General features: G+C 66.2%; 14 protein-coding genes and 1 tRNA gene. 9 read left to right on the top strand and 6 right to left on the bottom strand.

The genetic code is table 11. From position 1 onward, the window contains the following. Positions 1–77: 77 nt before the first annotated feature. A tRNA-Val gene (locus KGM94_RS06855) sits at positions 78–152 on the bottom strand. 73 nt (positions 153–225) lie between these two features. Further along, positions 226–585 (bottom strand): cell cycle two-component system response regulator CpdR, encoded by a 360-nt coding sequence (gene cpdR, locus KGM94_RS06860; protein ID WP_140976363.1) that lies wholly within the window; start codon positions 583–585, stop codon positions 226–228. A gap of 287 nt (positions 586–872) precedes the next feature. Here cpdR and KGM94_RS06865 point away from each other — a divergent pair, with 287 nt between their 5' ends. From KGM94_RS06865 to KGM94_RS06875, 3 genes are all read left to right on the top strand, one after another. Continuing rightward, positions 873–1,763 carry an N-formylglutamate amidohydrolase gene (locus KGM94_RS06865; RefSeq protein ID WP_300256233.1) on the top strand — a complete coding sequence of 297 codons (891 nt, stop codon included), beginning with the start codon at positions 873–875 and terminating at the stop codon, positions 1,761–1,763. Positions 1,764–2,320: 557 nt separating this feature from the next. Then, the gene (hisN, locus tag KGM94_RS06870; RefSeq protein WP_300256235.1) at positions 2,321–3,103 is read left to right on the top strand and encodes a histidinol-phosphatase; all 783 of its coding nucleotides are present in this window, start codon (positions 2,321–2,323) and stop codon (positions 3,101–3,103) included. 20 nt (positions 3,104–3,123) lie between these two features. Then, a complete protein-coding gene (locus tag KGM94_RS06875; protein WP_300256237.1) occupies positions 3,124–4,092 on the top strand; it encodes a tripartite tricarboxylate transporter substrate binding protein in 969 nt (322 codons plus the stop codon). Between the two features lie 66 nt (positions 4,093–4,158). Here KGM94_RS06875 and KGM94_RS06880 read toward each other — a convergent pair whose 3' ends face one another. Next, a complete protein-coding gene (locus KGM94_RS06880; protein WP_300256238.1) occupies positions 4,159–5,049 on the bottom strand; it encodes a LysR substrate-binding domain-containing protein in 891 nt (296 codons plus the stop codon). Positions 5,050–5,141: 92 nt separating this feature from the next. On the opposite strand from KGM94_RS06880, the gene KGM94_RS06885 reads away from it, so the two are divergent. Then, a complete protein-coding gene (locus KGM94_RS06885; RefSeq protein ID WP_300256239.1) occupies positions 5,142–5,891 on the top strand; it encodes a sulfite exporter TauE/SafE family protein in 750 nt (249 codons plus the stop codon). Here KGM94_RS06885 and KGM94_RS06890 read toward each other — a convergent pair whose 3' ends face one another. Next, complete coding sequence (locus tag KGM94_RS06890; protein ID WP_300256241.1) at positions 5,892–6,527, bottom strand: LysE family translocator; 636 nt, start codon at positions 6,525–6,527, stop codon at positions 5,892–5,894. A gap of 243 nt (positions 6,528–6,770) precedes the next feature. On the opposite strand from KGM94_RS06890, the gene KGM94_RS06895 reads away from it, so the two are divergent. Next, positions 6,771–8,564, top strand: a complete 1,794-nt coding sequence (locus KGM94_RS06895) for an adenylate/guanylate cyclase domain-containing protein (protein WP_300256242.1) — start codon at positions 6,771–6,773, stop codon at positions 8,562–8,564. A 176-nt stretch (positions 8,565–8,740) separates the two neighbouring features. After that, on the top strand, positions 8,741–11,518 hold the full coding sequence (locus tag KGM94_RS06900) for a di-heme-cytochrome C peroxidase (protein ID WP_300256243.1): 2,778 nt from the start codon (positions 8,741–8,743) through the stop codon (positions 11,516–11,518). A gap of 24 nt (positions 11,519–11,542) precedes the next feature. Here the strand turns inward: KGM94_RS06900 and KGM94_RS06905 are convergent, their stop codons facing one another. After that, the gene (locus tag KGM94_RS06905; RefSeq protein WP_300256244.1) at positions 11,543–12,490 is read right to left on the bottom strand and encodes an alpha/beta hydrolase; all 948 of its coding nucleotides are present in this window, start codon (positions 12,488–12,490) and stop codon (positions 11,543–11,545) included. A gap of 245 nt (positions 12,491–12,735) precedes the next feature. On the opposite strand from KGM94_RS06905, the gene KGM94_RS06910 reads away from it, so the two are divergent. Further along, positions 12,736–13,206 (top strand): Hsp20 family protein, encoded by a 471-nt coding sequence (locus KGM94_RS06910; protein WP_300256245.1) that lies wholly within the window; start codon positions 12,736–12,738, stop codon positions 13,204–13,206. Positions 13,207–13,270: 64 nt separating this feature from the next. Here the strand turns inward: KGM94_RS06910 and KGM94_RS06915 are convergent, their stop codons facing one another. Further along, positions 13,271–14,029: a hypothetical protein gene (locus KGM94_RS06915; RefSeq protein ID WP_300256246.1), complete on the bottom strand. Its 759-nt coding sequence runs from the start codon at positions 14,027–14,029 to the stop codon at positions 13,271–13,273. A gap of 512 nt (positions 14,030–14,541) precedes the next feature. Between KGM94_RS06915 and gltB the strand changes: the two genes are divergently transcribed. Both gltB and KGM94_RS06925 read left to right on the top strand, forming a co-directional pair. Next, on the top strand, positions 14,542–19,278 hold the full coding sequence (gene gltB, locus KGM94_RS06920; RefSeq protein ID WP_300256247.1) for a glutamate synthase large subunit: 4,737 nt from the start codon (positions 14,542–14,544) through the stop codon (positions 19,276–19,278). A gap of 143 nt (positions 19,279–19,421) precedes the next feature. Then, a complete protein-coding gene (locus KGM94_RS06925; protein WP_300256248.1) occupies positions 19,422–20,864 on the top strand; it encodes a glutamate synthase subunit beta in 1,443 nt (480 codons plus the stop codon). The last annotated feature ends 35 nt before the right edge of the window (positions 20,865–20,899 follow it).

Here is a 20,899-nt window from a genome sequence, read left to right on the forward strand (position 1 = left end):
GCGGTCGACGTGAAAAATTCCGCGGAAATCATCCCTTCCGCGGGCTGGGCGTCCGGCGCCTAAGGCTTCGAAGAAGATGGTGGGCACGACAGGGATCGAACCTGTGACCCCTACCATGTCAAGGTAGTGCTCTCCCGCTGAGCTACGTGCCCTAAGGTCTTCAAGATCGGGTCGGGTCCCTATAACGGCTCAGGGAGGCCCGTGCAAGGACGCTGGGGGGCCTTCTCAGGCTGCCAGCATCTTGTTCACTTCGCTGACCAATTCGCGCAGGTGGACCGGCTTGGAGAGCACCTTGGCGTTCTTGGGGGCCTCCGAATCCGAGTTCAGGGCCACCGCGGCGAAGCCGGTGATGAACATGATCTTGATGTCGGGGTCGAGTTCCGAGGCGCGGCGGGCGAGCTCGATGCCGTCCATCTCCGGCATCACGATGTCGGTGAGCAGCATCTCGAACGGTTCCTCGCGCAGCCGTTGATAGGCCGACATGCCGTTGTCGTGGGAGGAGACCTGGAATCCGGCGTTTTCCAGCGCCTTGACCAGGAAGCGGCGCATGTCGTTGTCGTCTTCGGCGAGCAGAATCTTGTGCATGGCTGGAAACGTCACATCCCCGGGAACACGAGAGGTCACTAAGCCCGACAGAGGGTAAATTTCGGGTGAAAGATGCACCTCTTTGTCGCGCCTTTCTGGACCCGATCGGCGTGCGAATCAATCAGGGCCGCGCGCTGGTTAAGACACGTTCCAGCGGCAGCCGGCGCTTTTTTGCTTGGCAGAATGGTTGCGATTCCTGACAATGACCGCACATGAGAGCCCCGCTTCTCCGGCCAATCGACCGAGCCCCGGATTCTCGCCGATATCGAAGGGACGACGCCCCGAAGATGACCCGGTTTGACGGCGACCTGTCGCCACCGTTCGAGATCGTGGAGCCTGCCGAATGGCGGGCACCGATCATCTTCAACTCGCCTCATTCCGGATCGGTCTATCCGGACGATTTCCTCGCCGCCTCGCGCATCGACCTGCCGACGCTGCGCCGCTCCGAGGATTCGTTCATGGACGAGTTGATCGCGCACCTGAGCGCGCGCGGCTTCCCGACCGTGCGGGTCAATTTCCCGCGCTCCTATGTCGACGTGAACCGCGAGCCCTACGAGCTCGATCCCCGGATGTTTGCCGGGCGCCTGCCGAGCTTCGCCAACACCCGCTCGATGCGGGTGGCGGGCGGGCTCGGCACCATCCCGCGGGTGGTCGGCGACGGCCAGGAGATCTACCGGGACCGCATCGCGGTCGACGACGCGCTGGAGCGGATCGAGGGGCTCTACAAGCCCTATCACCGCGCGCTGCGGCGGCTGATCAACAAGGTGCACCAGATGTTCGGCACGGTGGTGGTGGTCGACTGCCATTCCATGCCCTCGGTCGGCGTCTCCCGCGACGAGCCACGCCGCCCCGACATGGTGATCGGCGACCGCTACGGCACGAGCTGCGCGCCGCTGTTGCCCGACCGGGTCGAGGAAACCATGAGCGGGCTCGGCTATTCGATCGGGCGCAACAAGCCCTATGCCGGCGGCTTCATCACCGAGCATTACGGCAACCCGGCCAGCGGCCTCCATGCCGTCCAGCTCGAGCTCAATCGCGCAATCTACATGGACGAGCGGCGGCGCGAGCGCAGCCATCGCTTCGACCAGGTCGCAGCCGATTTCGCGGTACTCGCCGACGTGCTCGCCACGACGATCTCGTTCGGCGATCTCGGCCCGTTCCAGGCCGCGGCGGAGTAGGTCGCCCTCGCCTGCGCATGCACGCGGCCAAGCGGCGAACCCGGACTCAATTCCAATCGAATGGAGCAATCCCGCTTCGCTTTCACGCGAAGCCGCGCCTCGAAGCGAAAGCGCCGCTTGCGGTCGCGGCAACCGGACAAGAAAAAAGGGCCGCTTGTGATGAACAAGCGGCCCAAGTCTAGGGAGGAAACGCCCAAGGAGGGCAGCGGTAACGCGAAGCGCTACCGCACCGCAGCAATATGCGGCTGCGCTGCACAAAGTGCAAGGGCTTTTGCGCCCTTTCCCATGCAAAAAACTCAAAGCTCATTTGCGTTCCGAGAGACCTCGATTCAACGAATTTATCGAACGGCATCAATCGCTTGAATATCGTTTGCACACGAACAAGGCATCCTCAGAACTAAGCTCTCAAGTTCGTGATCGGTATTTGGCCAGCGGATGGCTCCCGCCGGCCTTGGCGGCGCCGGCATCCAAAATACCAGGGTGCAAATCAACAGAGCGCTGCACGGCCCGGCGGATTTGAGCTAGGCAATAGCCTCATTGATCTTCAGGGACCCGCCGTGACGGTGATCGATTTCTCGGCCTTCATCGAACGGCTCGCCACCGCCTCCGGCGAAACCATTCTGCCGTTCTTCCGCACCTCGCTCTCGATCGACGACAAGAGCGCGACGCGGGATTTCGACCCCGTGACCGAGGCCGACCGTGCGGCGGAGGCCGTGATGCGACGGCTGATCAAGGCCAATTTCCCCCAGCACGGCATCGTCGGCGAGGAGTTCGGCAACGAGCGCGAGGACGCCGACTATGTCTGGGTGCTGGATCCGATCGACGGCACGAAATCCTTCATCGGCGGCTTTCCGATCTGGGGCACGCTGATCGCGCTCTTGCACCGGGGCACACCGGTGTACGGCATGATGCACCAGCCCTTCATCGGCGAGCGCTTCTCCGGCGACAACGGTTCGGCCCACTACAAGGGCCCCTCCGGGGAGCGGCGCCTGGCGGTCCGCCGCTGCGCCTCGATCGACGAGGCGACCTCCTACACCACGAGCCCGCTCCTGATGAACGAATCCGACCGCGCCATCTTCGGCCGCATCGAGAAGGGCGTGCGGCTGTCGCGCTACGGCGGCGACTGCTATTCCTACTGCATGCTGGCGGCCGGCCATGTCGACCTCGTGGTCGAGACCGAGCTCAAGCCCTACGACATCGCGGCCCTGATCCCGATCGTCACCGGCGCCGGCGGCATCGTCACGACCTGGGAAGGCAAGCCCGCGCAGGGCGGCGGCCGGATCATCGCCGCCGGCGATCCGCGCGTGCATGAACAGGCGCTGAAGCTCCTGAACGCGTAGCCAAGCGAGCGGAGGCTTGCATGAAGACCCTGGGCCGGCTGGTCATCGCGCTGCTGATGCTGGCGCCGTCGCTGGCCGCGGCGCAGGACTATCCGGCCAGGCCGATCAAGCTGATCGTGCCGTTTCCCGCCGGCGGTCCCAACGACATCATCGCCCGTGTCGTCGGCCAGCGCATGTCGGAGCTCGCGGGACAACCGGTCCTGATCGACAATCGTGGCGGACAGGGCGGCGTGCTCGGCACCGACGCGGTCGCCAAGGCCGCGCCCGACGGCTACACCATCGCGATCACCAGCGCAGGCGCGCTGGCGATCAGCCCGAGCATGGAGAAGGTCGCCTACGACACGCTGCGCGACCTCGCGCCGGTGACGCTGGTGGCGACCGTGCCGGAAATGCTGGTGGTGGCGACCAACGTGCCGGCCGGCAATCTCGCCGAGCTGATCGCGCTCGCCAAGGCGCAGCCGGGCAAGCTCAACTTCGCCTCCACCGGACCGGGCAGCCTGCCGCACCTCGCGGGTGAGCTGCTCAAATCCGCGGCGAAGATCGACATCGTGCACATCCCCTATCGTGGCGCAGCGCCCGCCGTGAACGACATGCTGGGCGCCCAGCAGGTGCAGATGGCGTTCTTCGACCTGCCCGTGCTGCTGCCGCAGATCCAGGCCGGGACGCTGCGCGGCATCGCGGTCGGCTCGCCCGCGCGCACACCGGGGGCGCCCGATGTGCCGACACTTGCGGAAGCCGGATTTCCCGACCTGCGCATCGTGAACTGGTACGGCATGGTGGCACCGAAGGGCACGCCGCAGCCGATCATCGCGGCCCTTCACCGGCTGGCGACGCAGGCCATGGCCGACCCGACCGTGAAGGAGAAGCTCGCCGTTCAGGGCGCGACCCTCGTCGGCGACACGCCCGAGCATTTCGGCCAGTTCATCGCCGACGAGACCGCGAGATGGGCCAGGGTGATCAAGGACGCCGGGGTCGAGACGACGAGGTAAGTTCGCACGCGAGCTCCGCCAGCCTCCGCTGCGTCCCCTTCCAGGTAAATTCGCCGCATACCTCCTTCACATCGCAGCAGCCCGCAGATGTTCGACCAGCATCTTGGCCGGCCGCGGCAGCGTCCGGAAGCTGCGGGCGCAGATCACGAGGCGGCGGTTGGCGAAGGCATCGCGCAGGCGCAACGTCGCGATCGGCATCATTTTCGCGCAGCGCCTGGCGGCCGATTCCGGTACCAGCGCGACGCCGACGTCGGCCGCGACGAGCTGGCAGATCGCGTCGAAGTCGCGCAGCCGCGCGCGGAAATGCAGGCGCATGCCGAGCCGGGCGGCATGCTTGGAGATATGGACCTGCAGCGCGGTGGCGCTGGTCAGGCCGACGAAGTCGCAGGCGCCCGCCTCCGCAAAATCGATCTGGCGCCGGCCGGCGAACGGGCCGCGCCGCGCGGTGACGAGCGTCAGGCGGTCCTCGCTGAAGGGAAAGCGCTCGATATGCTCCGGGAGCGCGTGCTCCGCGGCGAAACCGAGATCGGCGGCACCTGCGGTGATCGCGGCCGCGATGTCGGTGCTTTCGCGCTCCTCGATGTCGACGGCGACGTCGCGATGCTCGCGCAGGAAGCCGGCGAGCGCCTTCGGCAGATGCTCCGACAGGCCGGAGGTATTGGCGAGCAGATGCACGCTCGCCCGCACCCCGCTGGCAAAGCCCGCGAGATCGCCGCGCATCGCCTCGACCTGGTGGATGACGAGCCGGGCATGATCGAGCAGGCTTTCGCCGGCGGCGGTGAGCTCGACGCCGCGACGGCCGCGCTTGAGCAGCGCGACGCCGAGCGCGTCCTCGAGCCCCTTGATCCGCGCGCTGGCCGAGGCCAGCGCCAGGTTCGAGCGCACGGCGCCGCGGGTGATGCTGCGCTGGTCCGCCACCGCGATGAAGAGCTGGAGGTCGACGAGGTCGAATCGCACGGGCCGCGCCTCCTTCTCCCTTCGTTTGTGACGAAGGCTGTCTCCGTAACCTCCAGATTGTGCCCAGACGCGCCTTACGTCAATGTAGCGGCATGCCCGACCCGCTCCTCATCATCATCGCCGCCGTGTTCCTGATCGCCGGATTCGTCAAGGGCGTGATCGGGCTCGGCCTGCCGACCGTGTCGATGGGCCTGCTCGCGGTGAGCATGGCCCCGAGCCGCGCGATTGCCATCGTCATCGTTCCCGCCATCATCACCAACATCTGGCAGACCTTCGTCGGCCCCTATCTCGGCGACATCGTCAGGCGGCTGTGGCCGTTGATGCTCGGCACGGTGCTCGGCAGTTGGCTCAACGCCGGCGCGCTGACCGGCCCGTATGCGGCCTACGGCACCGTCGTGCTCGGGCTGCTGCTGGTGGTCTACGCCATCATCGGGCTGAACAGATTCCATTTCCGTGTCGAGAGGCGCAACGAGAAATGGGTGGGCGGAGTCGTCGGCGTCGTGACCGGCGTGATCTCGGCCTCGACCGGCGTGCAGGTGATCCCGTCGATGCCGTTCATGCAGGCGATCGGCATGGAGAAGGATGAGTTGGTGCAGGCGCTCGGCGTGTTCTTCACGGTCGCAACCGTAGCGCTCGCCTTCAATCTCACCGCGGGCGGGCTGCTGAACGCGGCGACCGCGTGGCCCGCCGCCATCGCCATGGCGGGCGCCTTCGGCGGCATGTTCATCGGGCAGACGGTGCGCGCGCGGATGCCGGCGGAAACCTTTCGCCGCTGGTTCCTGATCGCGATGATCCTGCTCGGCCTCTATCTCGTCGGCAGCGCACTCGTGAAGGGACTCTAGCTAACGCGTCTGCAACATGGCGACGCGGACGCCGAGAAAGACGAACAGCCCGCCAAGCGCCCGGTTGATCCAGGCGATCACGCCCTCGGATTGCCGCAGGCGGCGCGCTGCGCGGGCGGCGAAGGCCGCCACCGACAGACACCACAGCGTGCCGGTGCAGATGAAGATCAACCCGAGCGTGAGAAAAGCGAGCGGCTTCTGCGGCGAGTCGGCGGCGACGAACTGCGGCGGAAACGCGAGGAAGAAGAGCGCAACCTTGGGGTTGAGCGCGTTGGTCAGCACACCCTGGAGGAAGACCCGCCGCAGCGGCGTGCGGCCGTCGCCCGGCGCGGGAGCGGCCACAATCGCCGGCCGCGACCACATCATCTGCAGGCCTGCAAACAAGAGATAGGCCGCGCCGACCAGCTTCAGGACCGAGAACGCGGTGGAGGGGGCCATCAGCAGCGCCGACAACCCGACGGCTGCGGCCGCGACGTGGAATAAGCAGCCGAAACTGATGCCGAAGGCGGCCGCGGCCCCGCCGCGCCATCCCAACTGCATGCTCCGGCCGATGACGTAGACCGTGTCCGGTCCCGGCGTGACGTTGAGCAGGAGCCCGGAGAGAACGAAGAGCCAGAGTTCGTGAATGCCGAGCATGTCCATATCCGGGCCGCCGAGACCGAAGGCAGGGAGTGGCCCGACTTAGTCGGTTCCAGGGTCGCCGTCCACCACCGGGCCGGTGCAGGATTTGGATCGCACCGGCATCGCGAAGGTCAACATTGCGGAATCATACTTCCGTCAGCCGCAGCGTGTTCTATAAAGACCTGTATCTTGAAATGCCGGATTCGCGGCGACGGCCAGGCCCTGGCCGGACCGTAGTCGCTGGAGCGCAGAGAGAGCATGGAGAGACGACTCGCCGCCATCGTCTGCGCCGACGTCGCCGGCTACTCGCGCATGATGGGGGCCGACGAGGCCGGCACCCATGCGGCCTTCAAGGCCCATCGCAGCGCCATCCATCCGATCATCCTCAACCATGGCGGCCGCGTGGTGAAGAACACCGGCGACGGCTTCCTGCTCGAATTTCCCAGCATCGTCGGCGCCGCCGAGGCGGCCGTCGCGATGCAAACGCTGATGGCTGAACGCAACCATCACTTGCCGGCCGACCGCGCCATGCAGTTTCGGCTCGGCATCCACATGGGCGACGTCATCGCCGACGAGGACGAGGTGTTCGGCGACGACGTCAACATCGCCGTCCGCCTGGAATCGGTGGCGGCTCCCGGCGGGCTCGCGATATCGGCCAAGGCCTATGGCGAGGTCGGCCGGCATCTGAGCGTCGCCCTGCTCGACGCCGGCACGCACCGCTTCAAGAACATCAAGGAGCCGGTCGGCGTCTGGACCTGGGCGCCCGAGGGCGCAGGCGCGGCGGAGGCGAAGAGGGAAGTCACCTCGCTGGCGCAGCAGTACCGGACTGCGATCGTCGGCGTGCTGCCGTTCGTCAATCTAAGCGAGGCACGGGACGAATATTTCTCCGACGGCCTCACCGAGGACCTGATCCACGCGCTGTCGCTGCAATCCTTCTATCGCGTGCTCGCCCGCAACTCGACCTTTCCGTTCAAGGACAAGAACGTCAGCACCCGGCTGATCGCGCGGGAGATCGATGCGACCTATCTGATCCAGGGCTCCGTGCGGCGCGCCGGGAGCAAGGTCCGCGTCACCGCCGAGTTGATTGCGCCGGAGACCGGCGAGCAGCTCTGGACCGGCCGCTACGACCGCGACATCGGCGACATCTTCGCGATGCAAGACGAGATCACGACCAGCCTGTCCACGGCCATCGCCACCGAGATCTTCCGCGCCGAGGCCTCCGCCCCGCCGCGCATGTCCCACGACGTGACCGCCTGGGACCGCTTCCTGAAGGCGCTGTCGCACTATTACCGTCAGACCAAGGAGGATTTCGACGCCTCCATCGCCCTTTGCAAGGAGGCGATCGCGCTCGATCCGAAACTGTCGATCGCGCACGCCTATCTCGCCACGATCCAGATCCAGGGCATTCAGTTCGGCTGGATCAAGAGCACGCGCGAATTGTGGGCCGAGGGCATGGCGCTTGCGGAGACCAGCGTGCGGTTGGATCCGCGCTCGTCCTTCGCGTTCTCGATCCTGTCCTGGGCTCATGCGCTCGAGGGGCACTACGAGGCCGCGATGGACGCCGCCAACCGCGCGGTGGCGCTCAACCCCTACGACATGGGCGCGCGCGGCGTGCTCGGCATCTGTCACTTCGTCACCGGCGAGCACCGCAAGGCGATCGAGCTGTTTTCGATGGCTGCGCAGCGCGGCAACAGCGATCCCCGCTACCAGTGGGCGGCACTGAACGCGTTCAGCCACTATCTGCTGGGGCAATATGACGCGACCCTGTCGTGGGCGCGAGAGCAGCTCTACATCAATCCAAATCACATGCAGGCGCTCGCGGTGCGGGCGGCGGCCCTGGCGCAGCTCGGACGCAGCGCGGAAGCCGTCGAGGCCAAGGAAGTCCTCATGAGCAGCTACCCCAACCTCACCGTCGAGCGGCACCTGAGGAACTTCCACTGGAAGCAGGCCGCCGACGTCGAGCACTATCGGGACGGGCTCCTGAAAGCCGGCGTGCCCGCGGGGAAATTGACCCTGGTCCAGACCGACGCGCGCCGCGCTGCCGATTTCTGAGCCCTCCGGCCCGCACGGCCGCCGGCTTTGTTGACTGCGCGTCGAATTCGGCCGAACTCGTTTGCACGCTGAAGTGGCGTACTTCACAGATTCCGCGCCTCCCATTTGCTAGGATTTGGCGCGCCCGTCCGGCGTCCCTCGTTCTCACGATCCGCTGCTTTTCAGGATTTTGGACCATGGATGACCCCCGCACGCTTCCCCTCGACCCGCCGCTCGACGTCTCGCCGAGCAATCCCTGTCCGTTCCTGCGGGCACTCGTCGCCGAAGGCTTCGTCGACGGCGGCACGGTGCCGCTCGGCACGCTGTCGCGGACCATCGGCGCGGCCACGGGCGAGAAGGGTCTGAAGAAGATCCAGGCCAAAATCCTGATCTACCTGGTCGCACTCATCGCCAACGGCCTGAACCCGCTGCGCGTAGCGAAGAGCTGGTGGTCGGGCGCGCAGCTCGACGGGCTGCGCAAGGGCCCGCTGGACAAGCATGGCGCCGGCTCGCGCATCCTCGACGTCCACGGGCAGGTGACCGAGGATGAGATCAAACGCCTTGCCGACTTCGGGCGTGCATACCCCGATCCCAGCGGCGGCACCGAGCAAGGCCTGAACGCGACCGAGATCGAGGCGTTCATGGCCGCCAACCGCGCGCGCGATGCCGACAATTGGCGCTGGTACTACCCGCTGCTGATGATGAACGAATGGCCCGTCCTGCTGAAGATCATGGGCAAGGGCGAGGACGCGAACCGCTATCTCAGCGTCGCCGAGGTGCGGACGCTGTTCGTCCAGCGCAAATTCCCGCTGCGGATCGCCCAGCGCATGATGCCGCAGCCGGCCACCTCATGCCTCCGGCGTGTCGTCGGCGTGATCGCCGCCTTCGCCGTCGCCGTCGCGGCACTCGCGCTGCTGGCGCTGGTTGCGGTCGCGGAATTTCCAAACCAGCTCCGGGCGGCGCTGCCGGAGAAGCTGGCGGAGCTTCTGCCGCCTCCCTTGCCGAGGGTGCCGCCGGTCAGGGCGGCCTACTGGCTCGATCAGGGCTGGTCGCTGGAGGACCGCCACTGGTTCCACCACGTGAGTCAGGGCACGGCGACCTTCCCGGTGCCCTACACCTGGTTCATGGCGCTGGAGCAGCCGCGCATTCGCCTGTTGAGCAAGCCGGGATTGCTGAAGGACGACGGCTATCTCGAACGCTTCGGCTTCATTCCAAGCCCACGCTCGATCCACACCGACGACACCGTGCTACGCCGTTTCGGTTATGCCCACGCCTACCAGACGAAGCCGCAGCCCGCCGACAGCAAGCTGTGGAAGACCCCGGTCGAGAATGTCGACGGGCTGCCGATCGGCTTTGCGCGGATGACCGGCGTCGTCGATCCCGCGACCGGCCGTCGCGAGGAGGACAGGATCGGATTGACTTGCGCCGCCTGTCACACCGGCCAGATTCACTACAAAGGCGTCGACATCCGCTTCGACGGCGGTCCGGCGATGACCGACCTGAAGAAGCTCGAGGCGGTGACCGGCCTTGCGATCGGCTATACGCTGAAGGTGCCGTTCCGCTTCCGGCGCTTCGCCGATCGCGTGCTTGGCCCCGGCGCGAGCGATACGGAGCGCAGCGAACTCGAGCAACGGCTGGGTGAGATCGGCAAATTCCTGCTCGACTGGCAAAACAGCTACAAGAAGGTGATCCGCGACAAGCAGCAGGCGGAAACGGAAGAAGGTTTCGGCCGCCTCGACGCACTCAACCGCATCGGCAACCAAGTGTTCTCCCAAGACCTGGCGTTGAGCGGCGTGCCGGGGTTCGAGAAGAACATGCATGCCCAGGACGCGCCAGTCAGCTATCCCCCGGTCTGGACCGTGCCGTGGCTCAAATACGCGCAGTATGACGCCTCGATCGAGCAGCCGCTGATCCGCAACGCCGGCGAAGCGCTGGGCGTAACCGCGCTGCTCAACCTGTCCAACGATTCGTCGGACAAGCTGTTCCGCTCGTCGGTGAACTTCGAGAATCTGCGCTGGATCGAGAAGCTGATCGCCGGCCCCGATCCCTATGCCGGGAAGAAGCTCGGCGGGCTCACCTCGCCCCAATGGCCCTCGCAGCTATTTGCCGACGAGGCCTGGAAGATCAAACCCGATCTCGTCAAGAAGGGCCGCGCGCTCTATGCACAGATCTGCGTCGAATGCCACCTCGGTCCGGTCACCGATGACGCATTCGACGAGCAATATCGCGACAAGAGCGTCTGGACCGCGCCGCCCTGGGAGCAGATCGGCGACACCATGGTGTTGAACCCGGTGCAGAAGAGTGCCAAGGGCATGGGCACCGATTCCGCGCAGGCCGACGTGCTGACGGCGCGAACGGTCAAGGTGCCCCGCTTTTTCGACGTCAACCCCTCGCGCGACCTCGCGAAGTGGTGGGAGTGCAAGAACCTGCCCGAGACGTCCTCGACCGACATGCCTTACTCGCTTGCCCTGATGACGGTCGTCGATCGGGTCGCGCGCAAATGGATGCAGGATGCCCGCATTCCCGAGCCCGAGCAGGCGGAGTGGTGGGGGCCGCGCAAGAACTGCCCCGATCCCGGTCCCGACCAGACCGATCATCCCGAGCGGGCACCCTGGTATCGCGCGCGTCCGCTCAATGGCGTCTGGGCGACCGCGCCCTACCTCCACAATGGTTCGGTGCCCTCGCTGTACTGGCTGCTCAAGCCGGCCGCCGAGCGTCCGAAATCGTTCTGCATGGGCAGGCGTGACTTCGACCCGGAGAAGGTCGGCTTTGCGGTGACCGACGGAGAAACGTGCAAGACCGGCGAGACGCGGTTCTCGGCGGTGACGTCCGACGGCCAGCCGATCCACGGCAACAGCGTGTCCGGCCACTCCTTCGAAGGTCCGAAGGGAGGGCCGTACAAGAACGGCGTGATCGGCGGCGAGTTCACCGACGAGGAGCGCGACGCCCTGATCGAATATCTGAAGACGCTGTAGCCGCCCGCAAACCAGCGACGCACGTCAGCCGAACAGCGGCGTGCCCGGTACGAAGGCGTCGAACGCCGCCCAGAATTGTGCGCGGTAGCGGTCCTGCTCTTGCAGGATCTCGTGCTTGGAGCCGGCGATCACGAGGTGCGAGCCGGCGCGCAAGTGATAGGCGAACTCCTCGATCGCCGCGGTCGAGACCACCGTGTCGTTGGAGGCGGCCAGCATCAGGATCGGCTGGCGGATCTCGGAGGGGTAGTGCATGCCCTTGAAGGTCTGCATCGCGCGGAAGGCGGTATCGGCCCAGGCGACCGTCGGCGAGGCGAGACCGAGCGTCGGATCCTCCTCCAGGATCGCCGCATTGCGCGCATAGCGCACGGGATCGCTGGTCAGGGGATTGTTGATGAAGGGCTCCATGCCGGTGAGGCGATCGCCGCCGCCGGGAACGTAGCGGCCGCCCTGCCCCATCAGCCGCAGCGTCCTGAGCAGCGCCCGCGCCGGAAACGACGCGGTGGGGCCCGGCAGATCGATCATCGGCGCCGACAGCACCATGCGGTCGAACCAGCGTTTGCCGGCGTGGGCGATCCGCAGCATCACCGCGCCGCCCATGGAATGGGCGAGCGCGAAGAACGGCGGCGGACAGTCCGGCAGCACCACCTGCTGCACGAAGGTCTCGACGTCGATCTCGTAGTCGGAGAAATTGCGCACATAGCCCTTGCGCGGATCGCGCAGCCGGCGCGAGGAGTGCCCCTGCCCGCGCCAGTCGATCATCGCCACCGCGAAGCCGCGGTCGCGGAGGTCGCGCACCGTCTCGAAATATTTCTCGATATGCTCGGTGCGTCCGGTGAAGACGCAGACCGTGCCCTTGCGGCCCGCGGGCGGCGCCCAGCGCGCAAAGCGCAACTCGGCGCCGTCGGCCGTCTTGATGGTGCCGCTGACGACGTTTTCGGGGACGGGATTGGCGGGGATGGAGACCAGCGTCATGGGCGAGGCGAATCGGGAGGGAGGTATTGCGGGCGACTAGGTGAAAAAGGCTGGAAATCAAGGGGTCGGAGCGCCGAAAAGGCGCCGTTGCCACCCTCTTGAACGCCATGTCGCTCAACCCATATCACCTCCGTGCAGGCCGCTACCAGTGTTTCGCGAAGCTGAAACGTCAGGCTGCACCAGGACGAAAGCCCGGCCCGATCGGCGGGCGGGCTACCAGATCAGTCGCTCAATGGAGGACTCTCATGCGCAGCTACGACCTTACCCCCTTCTATCGTTCCACCGTCGGCTTCGACCGTCTCTTCAACCTGCTCGATCAGGCCACTTCGGACGGCAGCCCCGGCTATCCCCCCTACAACATCGAGCGCACCGGCGAGAACGCCTACCGCATCACCGTTGCGGTCTCCGGCTTCTCCAGGGACGAGCTCTCCATCGTCGCGAAGGAAAACACGCTGACGATCAAGGGCGAGAAAGTCGCGAGCGAGACCGGCAAATCCGAAGTGCTGTACCGCGGCATCGCCGCCCGCGCCTTTGAGCGTGCTTTCCAGCTCGCCGACTTCGTGCAGGTGAAGGATGCTTCCCTCGAAAACGGCCTGCTCCATGTCGACCTCGTGCGCGAGATTCCCGAAGCCAAGAAGCCGCGCCAGATTCCGATCAATGGCGGCGCGCAAGCCGCCCAGGTGATCGAGGGCTCGGCCGAGAAAGCCGCCGCCTAACTCCGGGCAAAGCTCTGCAGCCCCCAAACGAAACGCCCCGGGAAACCGGGGCGTTTTTGCGCGCCTAATCCAGCCCCTGCGCCGGCGGCATCTCCCCGGTCGGCAGGATCGTCGGCGCGGCCTTGGCTTGGCCGATCGTCGACGTCGTGGCGGGCGCCTCGGCAGGCTTCGCCTGCACAGCGGCCGCCTGCTGCGCGGGGTGCGTTTGCGGCGCCGGCTCGGCCGGCCTGGCCGCCGCCGGAGCATCGCCGCGCGGCGGAGCCGCCTTCGGGAGCGGGACGCTGCGGCTCGCCACGTGCGGAATGGCGGCCGGCGGTCGCGGCGCAGCGCGGATCACGGTCGGAGGCGGCAGGAGCGCTCCTTGCGGCCCATAAGGCGCCACGGCATCCTGATCGTAGCCTTGATCCGGTCCTTGGCCCCAACGCGGACCCCAGCCGCGTCCCATGCCGAAGGCGGGGTCGAAGCGGATGATCCGCCCGTTGCGGGCATCGATCACGAGCCGGCCGTCATCGCCGCGGCGGTCGATTACCGCGATGGTGTAGACGAGCCCGCGGAGCCTTGGGGCTCCGAGCGGGGAAAAGCCGCCTTCGCGCAGCACCGCGTAGACCTCTCCCGCCGGGATCAGGACCGGCGCCCGCTCGTAGCCGTAGCCAAAGCCATAGCGCGGCGGCGGCGGAGCCTCCGGCGCGCCATAGGGGCCCTCGAAATCCGAGACCGCCGTGAAGGGCGCCCTCGCCGCTCGGTTCGTCGACACCTGTGCATTCGCGGCCGTGGCCGCCAGAATCAGCGCGGCGGCGGACAGCCATCCTGTGAAGAACTTCATCGTCAGATCGCTCCTGTCAGGCCTCGCGGAATTCGCGCCGCTTTCGCTTCCTTTGCGCTTCTCTTGGCCGGGCTGCGCCTTCCGCAGGCTGATCCGAAGCTTCCGCGGGGATTCCGGCACCCCTTCGACGGCCGGTGGGCTGGATCGCGGCGCGTTTGCTTCAAATCCGGGGCGATCGTTCGGGGGAAAGCGCGATCAAAACACCGGCAAATCGGGACTTTCGCGCGCTTGTGTGGTAGACAAAAATTTGCCAAGGTGGTGGTTAGGACAGGAAGACTGTCTTAATTTTGGCTACGGTCCCGGGATGGGGATTGCAGCAAAACTTGGTGCCTTGGTGCACCAGGAAGGTCCAGGCAAAGCCGTTCGTCGGGGACGTTGAACGCCTTCGCCTGAATTTATGAAAATACGGCTCGCAGCGGACGAGCGGTGGCCCACAGGCGGGTGCCGCGGAACGCCCAAGGTGCGCCGAGGACGGCGGTGAGGCGTCTTGCCGCATTGAGAGGACGAGAGAGATGAACGGGTCGCAATTCGAGCGCGCAAACATCGTGGCAGATGAACTGTCGGCGGTCGCCTCGAAAACGACCGATCGCGCGGGCGAGCATGAGCACACCTTCCGTCCATCCGCCGAAGGCCTCTACGATCTCAGCCTGGAAAAGGACTCCTGCGGCGTCGGCTTCATCGCCAACATCAAGGGCAAGAAGTCGCGCGCGATCGTGCAGGACGCGCTCAGCATCCTCTGCAACCTCGAGCACCGCGGTGCGGTCGGCGCCGACCCGCGCGCCGGCGACGGCGCCGGCATCCTGGTGCAGATCCCGCACGCCTTCTTCGCCCGCAAGGCGAAGGAGCTCGGTTTCAATCTGCCAAAGCCCGGCGAATACGCCATCGGCGCGCTGTTCATGCCGCGCGACACCGCCTGGCGCAACGTCATCAAGAGCATCATCGCCGACCAGATCAAGGCGGAAGGCCTGACCCTGCTCGGCTGGCGCGAGGTGCCGTCGGACAATTCCTCGCTCGGCGTCACGGTGAAGCCGACCGAGCCGAACCACATGCAGGTCTTCATCGGCCGCAACGGCGCCGCCAAGACCGAGGATGAGTTCGAGCGCAGGCTCTACATCCTGCGCAAGTCGATCTCACAGGCGATCTACCAGCGCCGCGACCGCGGGCTCGCGGGCTATTACCCCTGCTCGCTGTCCTGCCGCACCGTGATCTACAAGGGCATGTTCCTCGCCGACCAGCTCGGCAAGTACTATCCCGACCTGCACGAGAAGGATTTCGAGAGCGCGCTCGCGCTGGTGCACCAGCGTTTCTCGACCAATACGTTCCCGACCTGGTCGCTGGCGCATCCCTACCGCATGATCGCCCACAACGGCGAGATCAACACGCTGCGCGGCAACGTCAACTGGATGGCGGCGCGCCAGGCCTCGGTGAGCTCGGAGCTCTACGGCAAGGACATCAGCCGGCTGTGGCCGATCTCCTATGAGGGACAGTCCGACACCGCCTGCTTCGACAACGCGCTCGAGTTCCTGGTGCAGGGCGGCTACTCGCTGCCGCACGCCGTGATGATGATGATCCCGGAGGCGTGGGCCGGCAATCCCTTGATGGACGAGAAGCGCCGCGCCTTCTACGAATATCACGCCGCACTGATGGAGCCGTGGGACGGCCCCGCCGCGATCGCCTTCACCGACGGCCGCCAGATCGGCGCCACCCTCGACCGCAACGGCCTGCGGCCGGCGCGCTATCTCGTCACCAAGGACGACCGCATCGTGATGGCGTCCGAGATGGGCGTGCTGAAGATCCCCGAGGACCAGATCGTCACCAAGTGGCGGCTGCAGCCCGGCAAGATGCTGCTGGTCGACCTCGAGCAGGGCCGGCTCATTCCCGACGACGAGATCAAGGCCTCGCTCGCCAAGAGCCATCCCTATCAGGAGTGGCTCGACCGCACCCAGATCGTGCTGGAGGAGTTGCCGAAGGCCCCGACCACCGGCGCGCGCTCCAACCTGTCGCTCTTGGACCGGCAGCAGGCGTTCGGCTACAGCCAGGAAGACATCGCCATCCTGATGACGCCGATGGCCTCTACCGGCGAGGAGGCGACCGGAGCGATGGGCAACGACACGCCGGTCTCGGCGCTGTCGGACCGGCCGAAGCCGCTGTTCACCTATTTCAAGCAGAATTTCGCGCAGGTCACCAACCCGCCGATCGATCCGATCCGCGAGGAGCTGGTGATGAGCCTCGTTTCGATCATCGGACCGCGGCCGAACCTGTTCGACCTGCACGGGCTCGCCAACACCAAGCGGCTGGAAGTGCGCCAGCCGATCCTGACCGATGCGGACCTGGAAAAGATCCGCTCGATCTCCGAGATCGGCGACGGCCATTTCAAGTCGCGCACGCTCGACACCACCTTCCACGCCGGCCTCGGCGCCACGGGCATGGATCAGGTGCTGGACGAACTCTGCGCGCGCGCCGAATCCGCGGTGCGCGAGGGCGTCAACATCATCATCCTGTCCGACCGCATGGTCGGCACCGACCGGATCCCGATTCCGTCGCTGCTCGCCTGCGCCGCCGTGCATCACCATCTGATCCGCACCGGCCTGCGCACCTCGGTCGGCATCGTCGTCGAATCCGGCGAGCCGCGCGAGGTGCATCACTTCGCCTGCCTTGCGGGCTACGGCGCGGAAGCGATCAACCCGTACCTGGCGTTCGAGACCATCGTCGCGATGAAGGACCGCCTGCCGGCAGTGCTCGACGACTACGAGATCGTCAAGCGCTACATCAAGTCGATCGGCAAGGGGCTGTTGAAGGTGATGTCCAAGATGGGCATCTCGACCTACCAGTCCTATTGCGGCGCGCAGATCTTCGACGCGGTCGGCCTCAAGGCGGATTTCGTCGCGAAGTTCTTCGCCGGCACGCATACCCGCATCGAGGGCGTGGGGCTCGGCGAGATCGCGGAAGAGGCGGTGCGGCGGCACGCCGACGCCTTCGGCAACGCGCAGATCTACAAGAGCGCGCTCGACGTCGGTGGCGAATACGCCTACCGCACCCGCGGCGAGGACCACGCCTGGACCGCCGAGTCGGTGTCGCTGCTGCAGCACGCCGTGCGCGGCAATTCGCAGGAACGCTACCGCGCCTTCGCGAAGATCCTCAACGAGCAGTCCGAGCGGCTGTTGACGCTGCGCGGCCTGTTCCGGATCAAGAGCGCGGAGGAGGACAAGCGCAAGCCCGTCGCCCTCGACCAGGTCGAGCCGGCCAAGGAGATCGTCAAGCGCTTCGCCACCGGCGCGATGAGTTTTGGCTCGATCTCGCGCGAGGCGCACACCACGCTCGCCATCGCCATGAACCGGATCGGCGGCAAGTCGAACACCGGCGAAGGCGGCGAGGAGGCCGACCGCTTCAAGCCGATGCCGAACGGCGATTCCATGCGCTCGGCGATCAAGCAGGTCGCCTCGGGCCGCTTCGGCGTGACGACGGAATACCTCGTCAACTCCGACATGATGCAGATCAAGATGGCGCAGGGCGCCAAGCCCGGCGAAGGCGGCCAGCTGCCCGGCCACAAGGTCGACGCGACGATCGCCAAGGTCCGGCACTCGACGCCCGGTGTCGGCCTGATCTCGCCGCCGCCGCACCACGACATCTACTCGATCGAGGACCTGGCGCAGCTCATCTACGACCTCAAGAACGTCAACCCGACCGGCGACGTCTCGGTCAAGCTCGTCTCCGAGATCGGCGTTGGCACGGTCGCGGCCGGCGTCGCCAAGGCACGCGCCGACCACGTCACCATCGCGGGCTTCGAGGGCGGCACCGGCGCCTCGCCGCTGACCTCGATCAAGCATGCCGGCTCGCCCTGGGAGATCGGGCTTGCCGAAACCCACCAGACGCTGGTGCGTGAGCGGCTGCGCAGCCGCATCGCGGTGCAGGTCGACGGCGGCTTCCGCACCGGCCGCGACGTCGTGATCGGCGCGCTGCTCGGGGCCGACGAGTTCGGCTTCGCCACGGCGCCCTTGATCGCGGCCGGCTGCATCATGATGCGCAAGTGCCATCTCAACACCTGCCCGGTCGGCGTCGCGACGCAAGACCCCGTCCTGCGCAAGCGCTTCACCGGCCAGCCCGAGCACGTCATCAACTTCTTCTTCTTCGTCGCCGAAGAGGTTCGCGAGATCATGGCCTCGCTCGGCTTCCGCACCTTCAACGAGATGGTGGGCCAGACCCAGCTCCTGGACCAGACCAGGCTGGTGGCGCACTGGAAGGCCAGGGGCCTCGACTTCTCAAAACTGTTCGTCAAGCAGAAGGAGGAGAAGGGCCAGAAGATCTACCACTCGGAGCCGCAGAACCATCACCTGGAGGCCGTGCTCGACCGCAAGCTGATCGAGAAGGCGAAGCCCGCGCTCGATCGCGGCGCGCCGGTGAAGATCGAGGCCGAGATCAACAATACCGACCGTTCGGCCGGCGCCATGCTGTCGGGCGCGGTGGCCAAGGTCTACGGCCATGCCGGCCTGCCGCATGACACCATCCATGTCAGCTTCAAGGGCACCGCGGGTCAGGCCTTCGGCGCGTGGCTCGCCCACGGCGTCACCTTCGATCTCGAGGGTGAAGGCAACGACTATGTCGGCAAGGGCCTCTCGGGCGGCAAGATCATCGTCAAGCCGCCGAGAAACGGCGGCATCGTGCCGGAAGAGAGCATCATCGTCGGCAACACCGTGATGTACGGCGCGATCCAGGGCGAGTGCTACTTGCGCGGCATCGCCGGCGAGCGCTTCGCCGTGCGCAACTCCGGCGCGGTCGCCGTGGTCGAGGGCGCGGGCGATCATTGCTGCGAATACATGACCGGCGGCATCGTGGTCGTGCTCGGCAAGACCGGGCGCAATTTCGCGGCCGGCATGTCCGGCGGCATCGCCTACGTGCTCGACGAGAACGGCGATTTCGACAAGCTGTGCAATCTCAGCATGGTCGAACTCGAGCCGGTGCTGTCGGAGGAGATGATCGCCGAGAACGCCTACCACCAGATGGCCGACCTCGAGGCGCACGGCCGGGTCGACGTGTTCAAGAACCTGCTCGACTCCGACGTCGAGCGGCTGCACGTCCTGATCACGCGTCACGCCAAGGCCACCGGTTCCAAACGCGCCGCCGAGATCCTCGCCAACTGGAAGGACTGGCTGCCGAAATTCCGCAAGGTGATGCCGGTCGAGTATCGGCGCGCGCTGCGCGAATTGCAGGCCAACGCGGACGCCGAGCCGAAAATCGCGATCGGGGCGTAGGTATCAGAGCTCGTCATTGCGAGCGCAGCGAAGCAATCCAGAATCTCTCCGCGGCAACAACTTGGATTGCTTCGTCGCTTCGCTCCTCGCAATGACGGTGGGGAAGCAACAGACGGATTCAAGCGACAGGGACTTCGGGTTTAATGGGCAAGATCACGGGTTTTCTCGAAATCGACCGGCACGATCGCAAGTACACCCCGGTCGCCGAGCGTCTGAAGGATTTCAAGGAATTCGTCGTTCCCCTGAGCGAGAAGGAAACGCGCGACCAGGCCGCGCGCTGCATGAATTGCGGCATTCCCTATTGCCACGGCACCGGCTCGGTGGCGCCGGGCACGCCCGGCTGCCCCGTCAACAACCAGATCCCGGACTGGAACGACCTCGTCTATCAGGGCAACTGGGAAGAGGCTTCGCGCAACCTGCACTCGACCAATAATTTTCCGGAGTTCACCGGGCGCATTTGTCCGGCGCCGTGCGAGGCCTCCTGCACGCTCAACATCGACGACAACCCGGTCACCATCAAGACCATCGAATGCGCGATCGTCGACCGCGCCTGGGACAACGGCTGGCTGAAGCCGGAAATCCCGGCCGTCAAGACCGGCAAGAAGGTCGCCATCATCGGCTCGGGCCCGGCGGGGCTGGCCTGCGCGCAGCAGCTCGCGCGCGCCGGGCACGACGTGCATGTCTACGAGAAGTTCGCCAAGGCGGGTGGGCTGCTGCGTTACGGCATTCCCGACTTCAAGATGGAGAAACACATCATCGACCGCCGCGTCGCGCAGATGGAAGCGGAGGGCGTGAGCTTCCACTACGAAAGCCATGTCGGCGGCGACGTCGATCCGCGAGCGCTGTTGAACCAGTATGACGCACTGGCGCTGACGGGAGGTGCGGAAGCGCCGCGCGACCTGCCGATCCCCGGCCGCGAGATGGCGGGCATCCACTACGCCATGGACTTCTTGCCGCAGCAGAACCGCCGGATCTCCGGCGAGGCCTTCGCCGCAACCGACATCCTCGCCGGCGGAAAGCACGTCGTGGTGATCGGCGGCGGCGACACCGGCAGCGACTGCATCGGCACTTCGCTCCGCCAGGGCGCGAAGTCGGTGACCCAGCTCGAGATCATGCCGGCGCCGCCGGAGCACGAGAACAAGGCGCTGACCTGGCCGAACTGGCCCTTGAAGATGCGCACCTCCTCCAGCCAGGCCGAAGGCGCAGCGCGCGAATTCGCCGTGCTGACGCAAAAATTCACCGGCGAGAACGGCCAGGTGAAGAAGCTGCACTGCGTGCGCGTCGACGACAAGTTCAAGCCGCTTCCGGGCACCGAGTTCGAGCTCGACGCCGAGCTCGTGCTGCTGGCGATGGGCTTCGTGCATCCCGTGCACGAGGGGCTGCTCAAGCAACTCGCGGTCGAGCTCGACCCGCGCGGCAACGTGCGCGCCAACACGCTGGACTACCAGACCTCCCGTCCCAATGTGTTTTCCGCCGGCGACATGCGCCGCGGCCAGTCGCTCGTCGTCTGGGCGATCCGCGAAGGCCGGCTGTGCGCCCGCTCCATCGACACGTTCCTGATGGGGAAGACGGATCTGCCGCGGTAGGAGTAGGCGGCGTACCGGATGCTCCGGTCAAGCCG

It is taken from the genome of Bradyrhizobium sp., assembly GCF_028868675.1.
GTDB lineage: Bacteria > Pseudomonadota > Alphaproteobacteria > Rhizobiales > Xanthobacteraceae > Bradyrhizobium.

Coding starts and splice junctions, on each gene's coding strand:
- KGM94_RS06925 (WP_300256248.1), top strand. CDS start 19,422: ATGGGCAAGATCACGGGTTTTCTCGAAATCGACCGGCACGATCGCAAG.
- KGM94_RS06910 (WP_300256245.1), top strand. CDS start 12,736: ATGCGCAGCTACGACCTTACCCCCTTCTATCGTTCCACCGTCGGCTTC.
- KGM94_RS06895 (WP_300256242.1), top strand. CDS start 6,771: ATGGAGAGACGACTCGCCGCCATCGTCTGCGCCGACGTCGCCGGCTAC.
- KGM94_RS06890 (WP_300256241.1), bottom strand. CDS start 6,527: ATGCTCGGCATTCACGAACTCTGGCTCTTCGTTCTCTCCGGGCTCCTG.
- KGM94_RS06900 (WP_300256243.1), top strand. CDS start 8,741: ATGGATGACCCCCGCACGCTTCCCCTCGACCCGCCGCTCGACGTCTCG.
- KGM94_RS06885 (WP_300256239.1), top strand. CDS start 5,142: ATGCCCGACCCGCTCCTCATCATCATCGCCGCCGTGTTCCTGATCGCC.
- KGM94_RS06915 (WP_300256246.1), bottom strand. CDS start 14,029: ATGAAGTTCTTCACAGGATGGCTGTCCGCCGCCGCGCTGATTCTGGCG.
- KGM94_RS06875 (WP_300256237.1), top strand. CDS start 3,124: ATGAAGACCCTGGGCCGGCTGGTCATCGCGCTGCTGATGCTGGCGCCG.
- KGM94_RS06865 (WP_300256233.1), top strand. CDS start 873: ATGACCCGGTTTGACGGCGACCTGTCGCCACCGTTCGAGATCGTGGAG.
- cpdR (WP_140976363.1), bottom strand. CDS start 585: ATGCACAAGATTCTGCTCGCCGAAGACGACAACGACATGCGCCGCTTC.
- KGM94_RS06905 (WP_300256244.1), bottom strand. CDS start 12,490: ATGACGCTGGTCTCCATCCCCGCCAATCCCGTCCCCGAAAACGTCGTC.
- gltB (WP_300256247.1), top strand. CDS start 14,542: ATGAACGGGTCGCAATTCGAGCGCGCAAACATCGTGGCAGATGAACTG.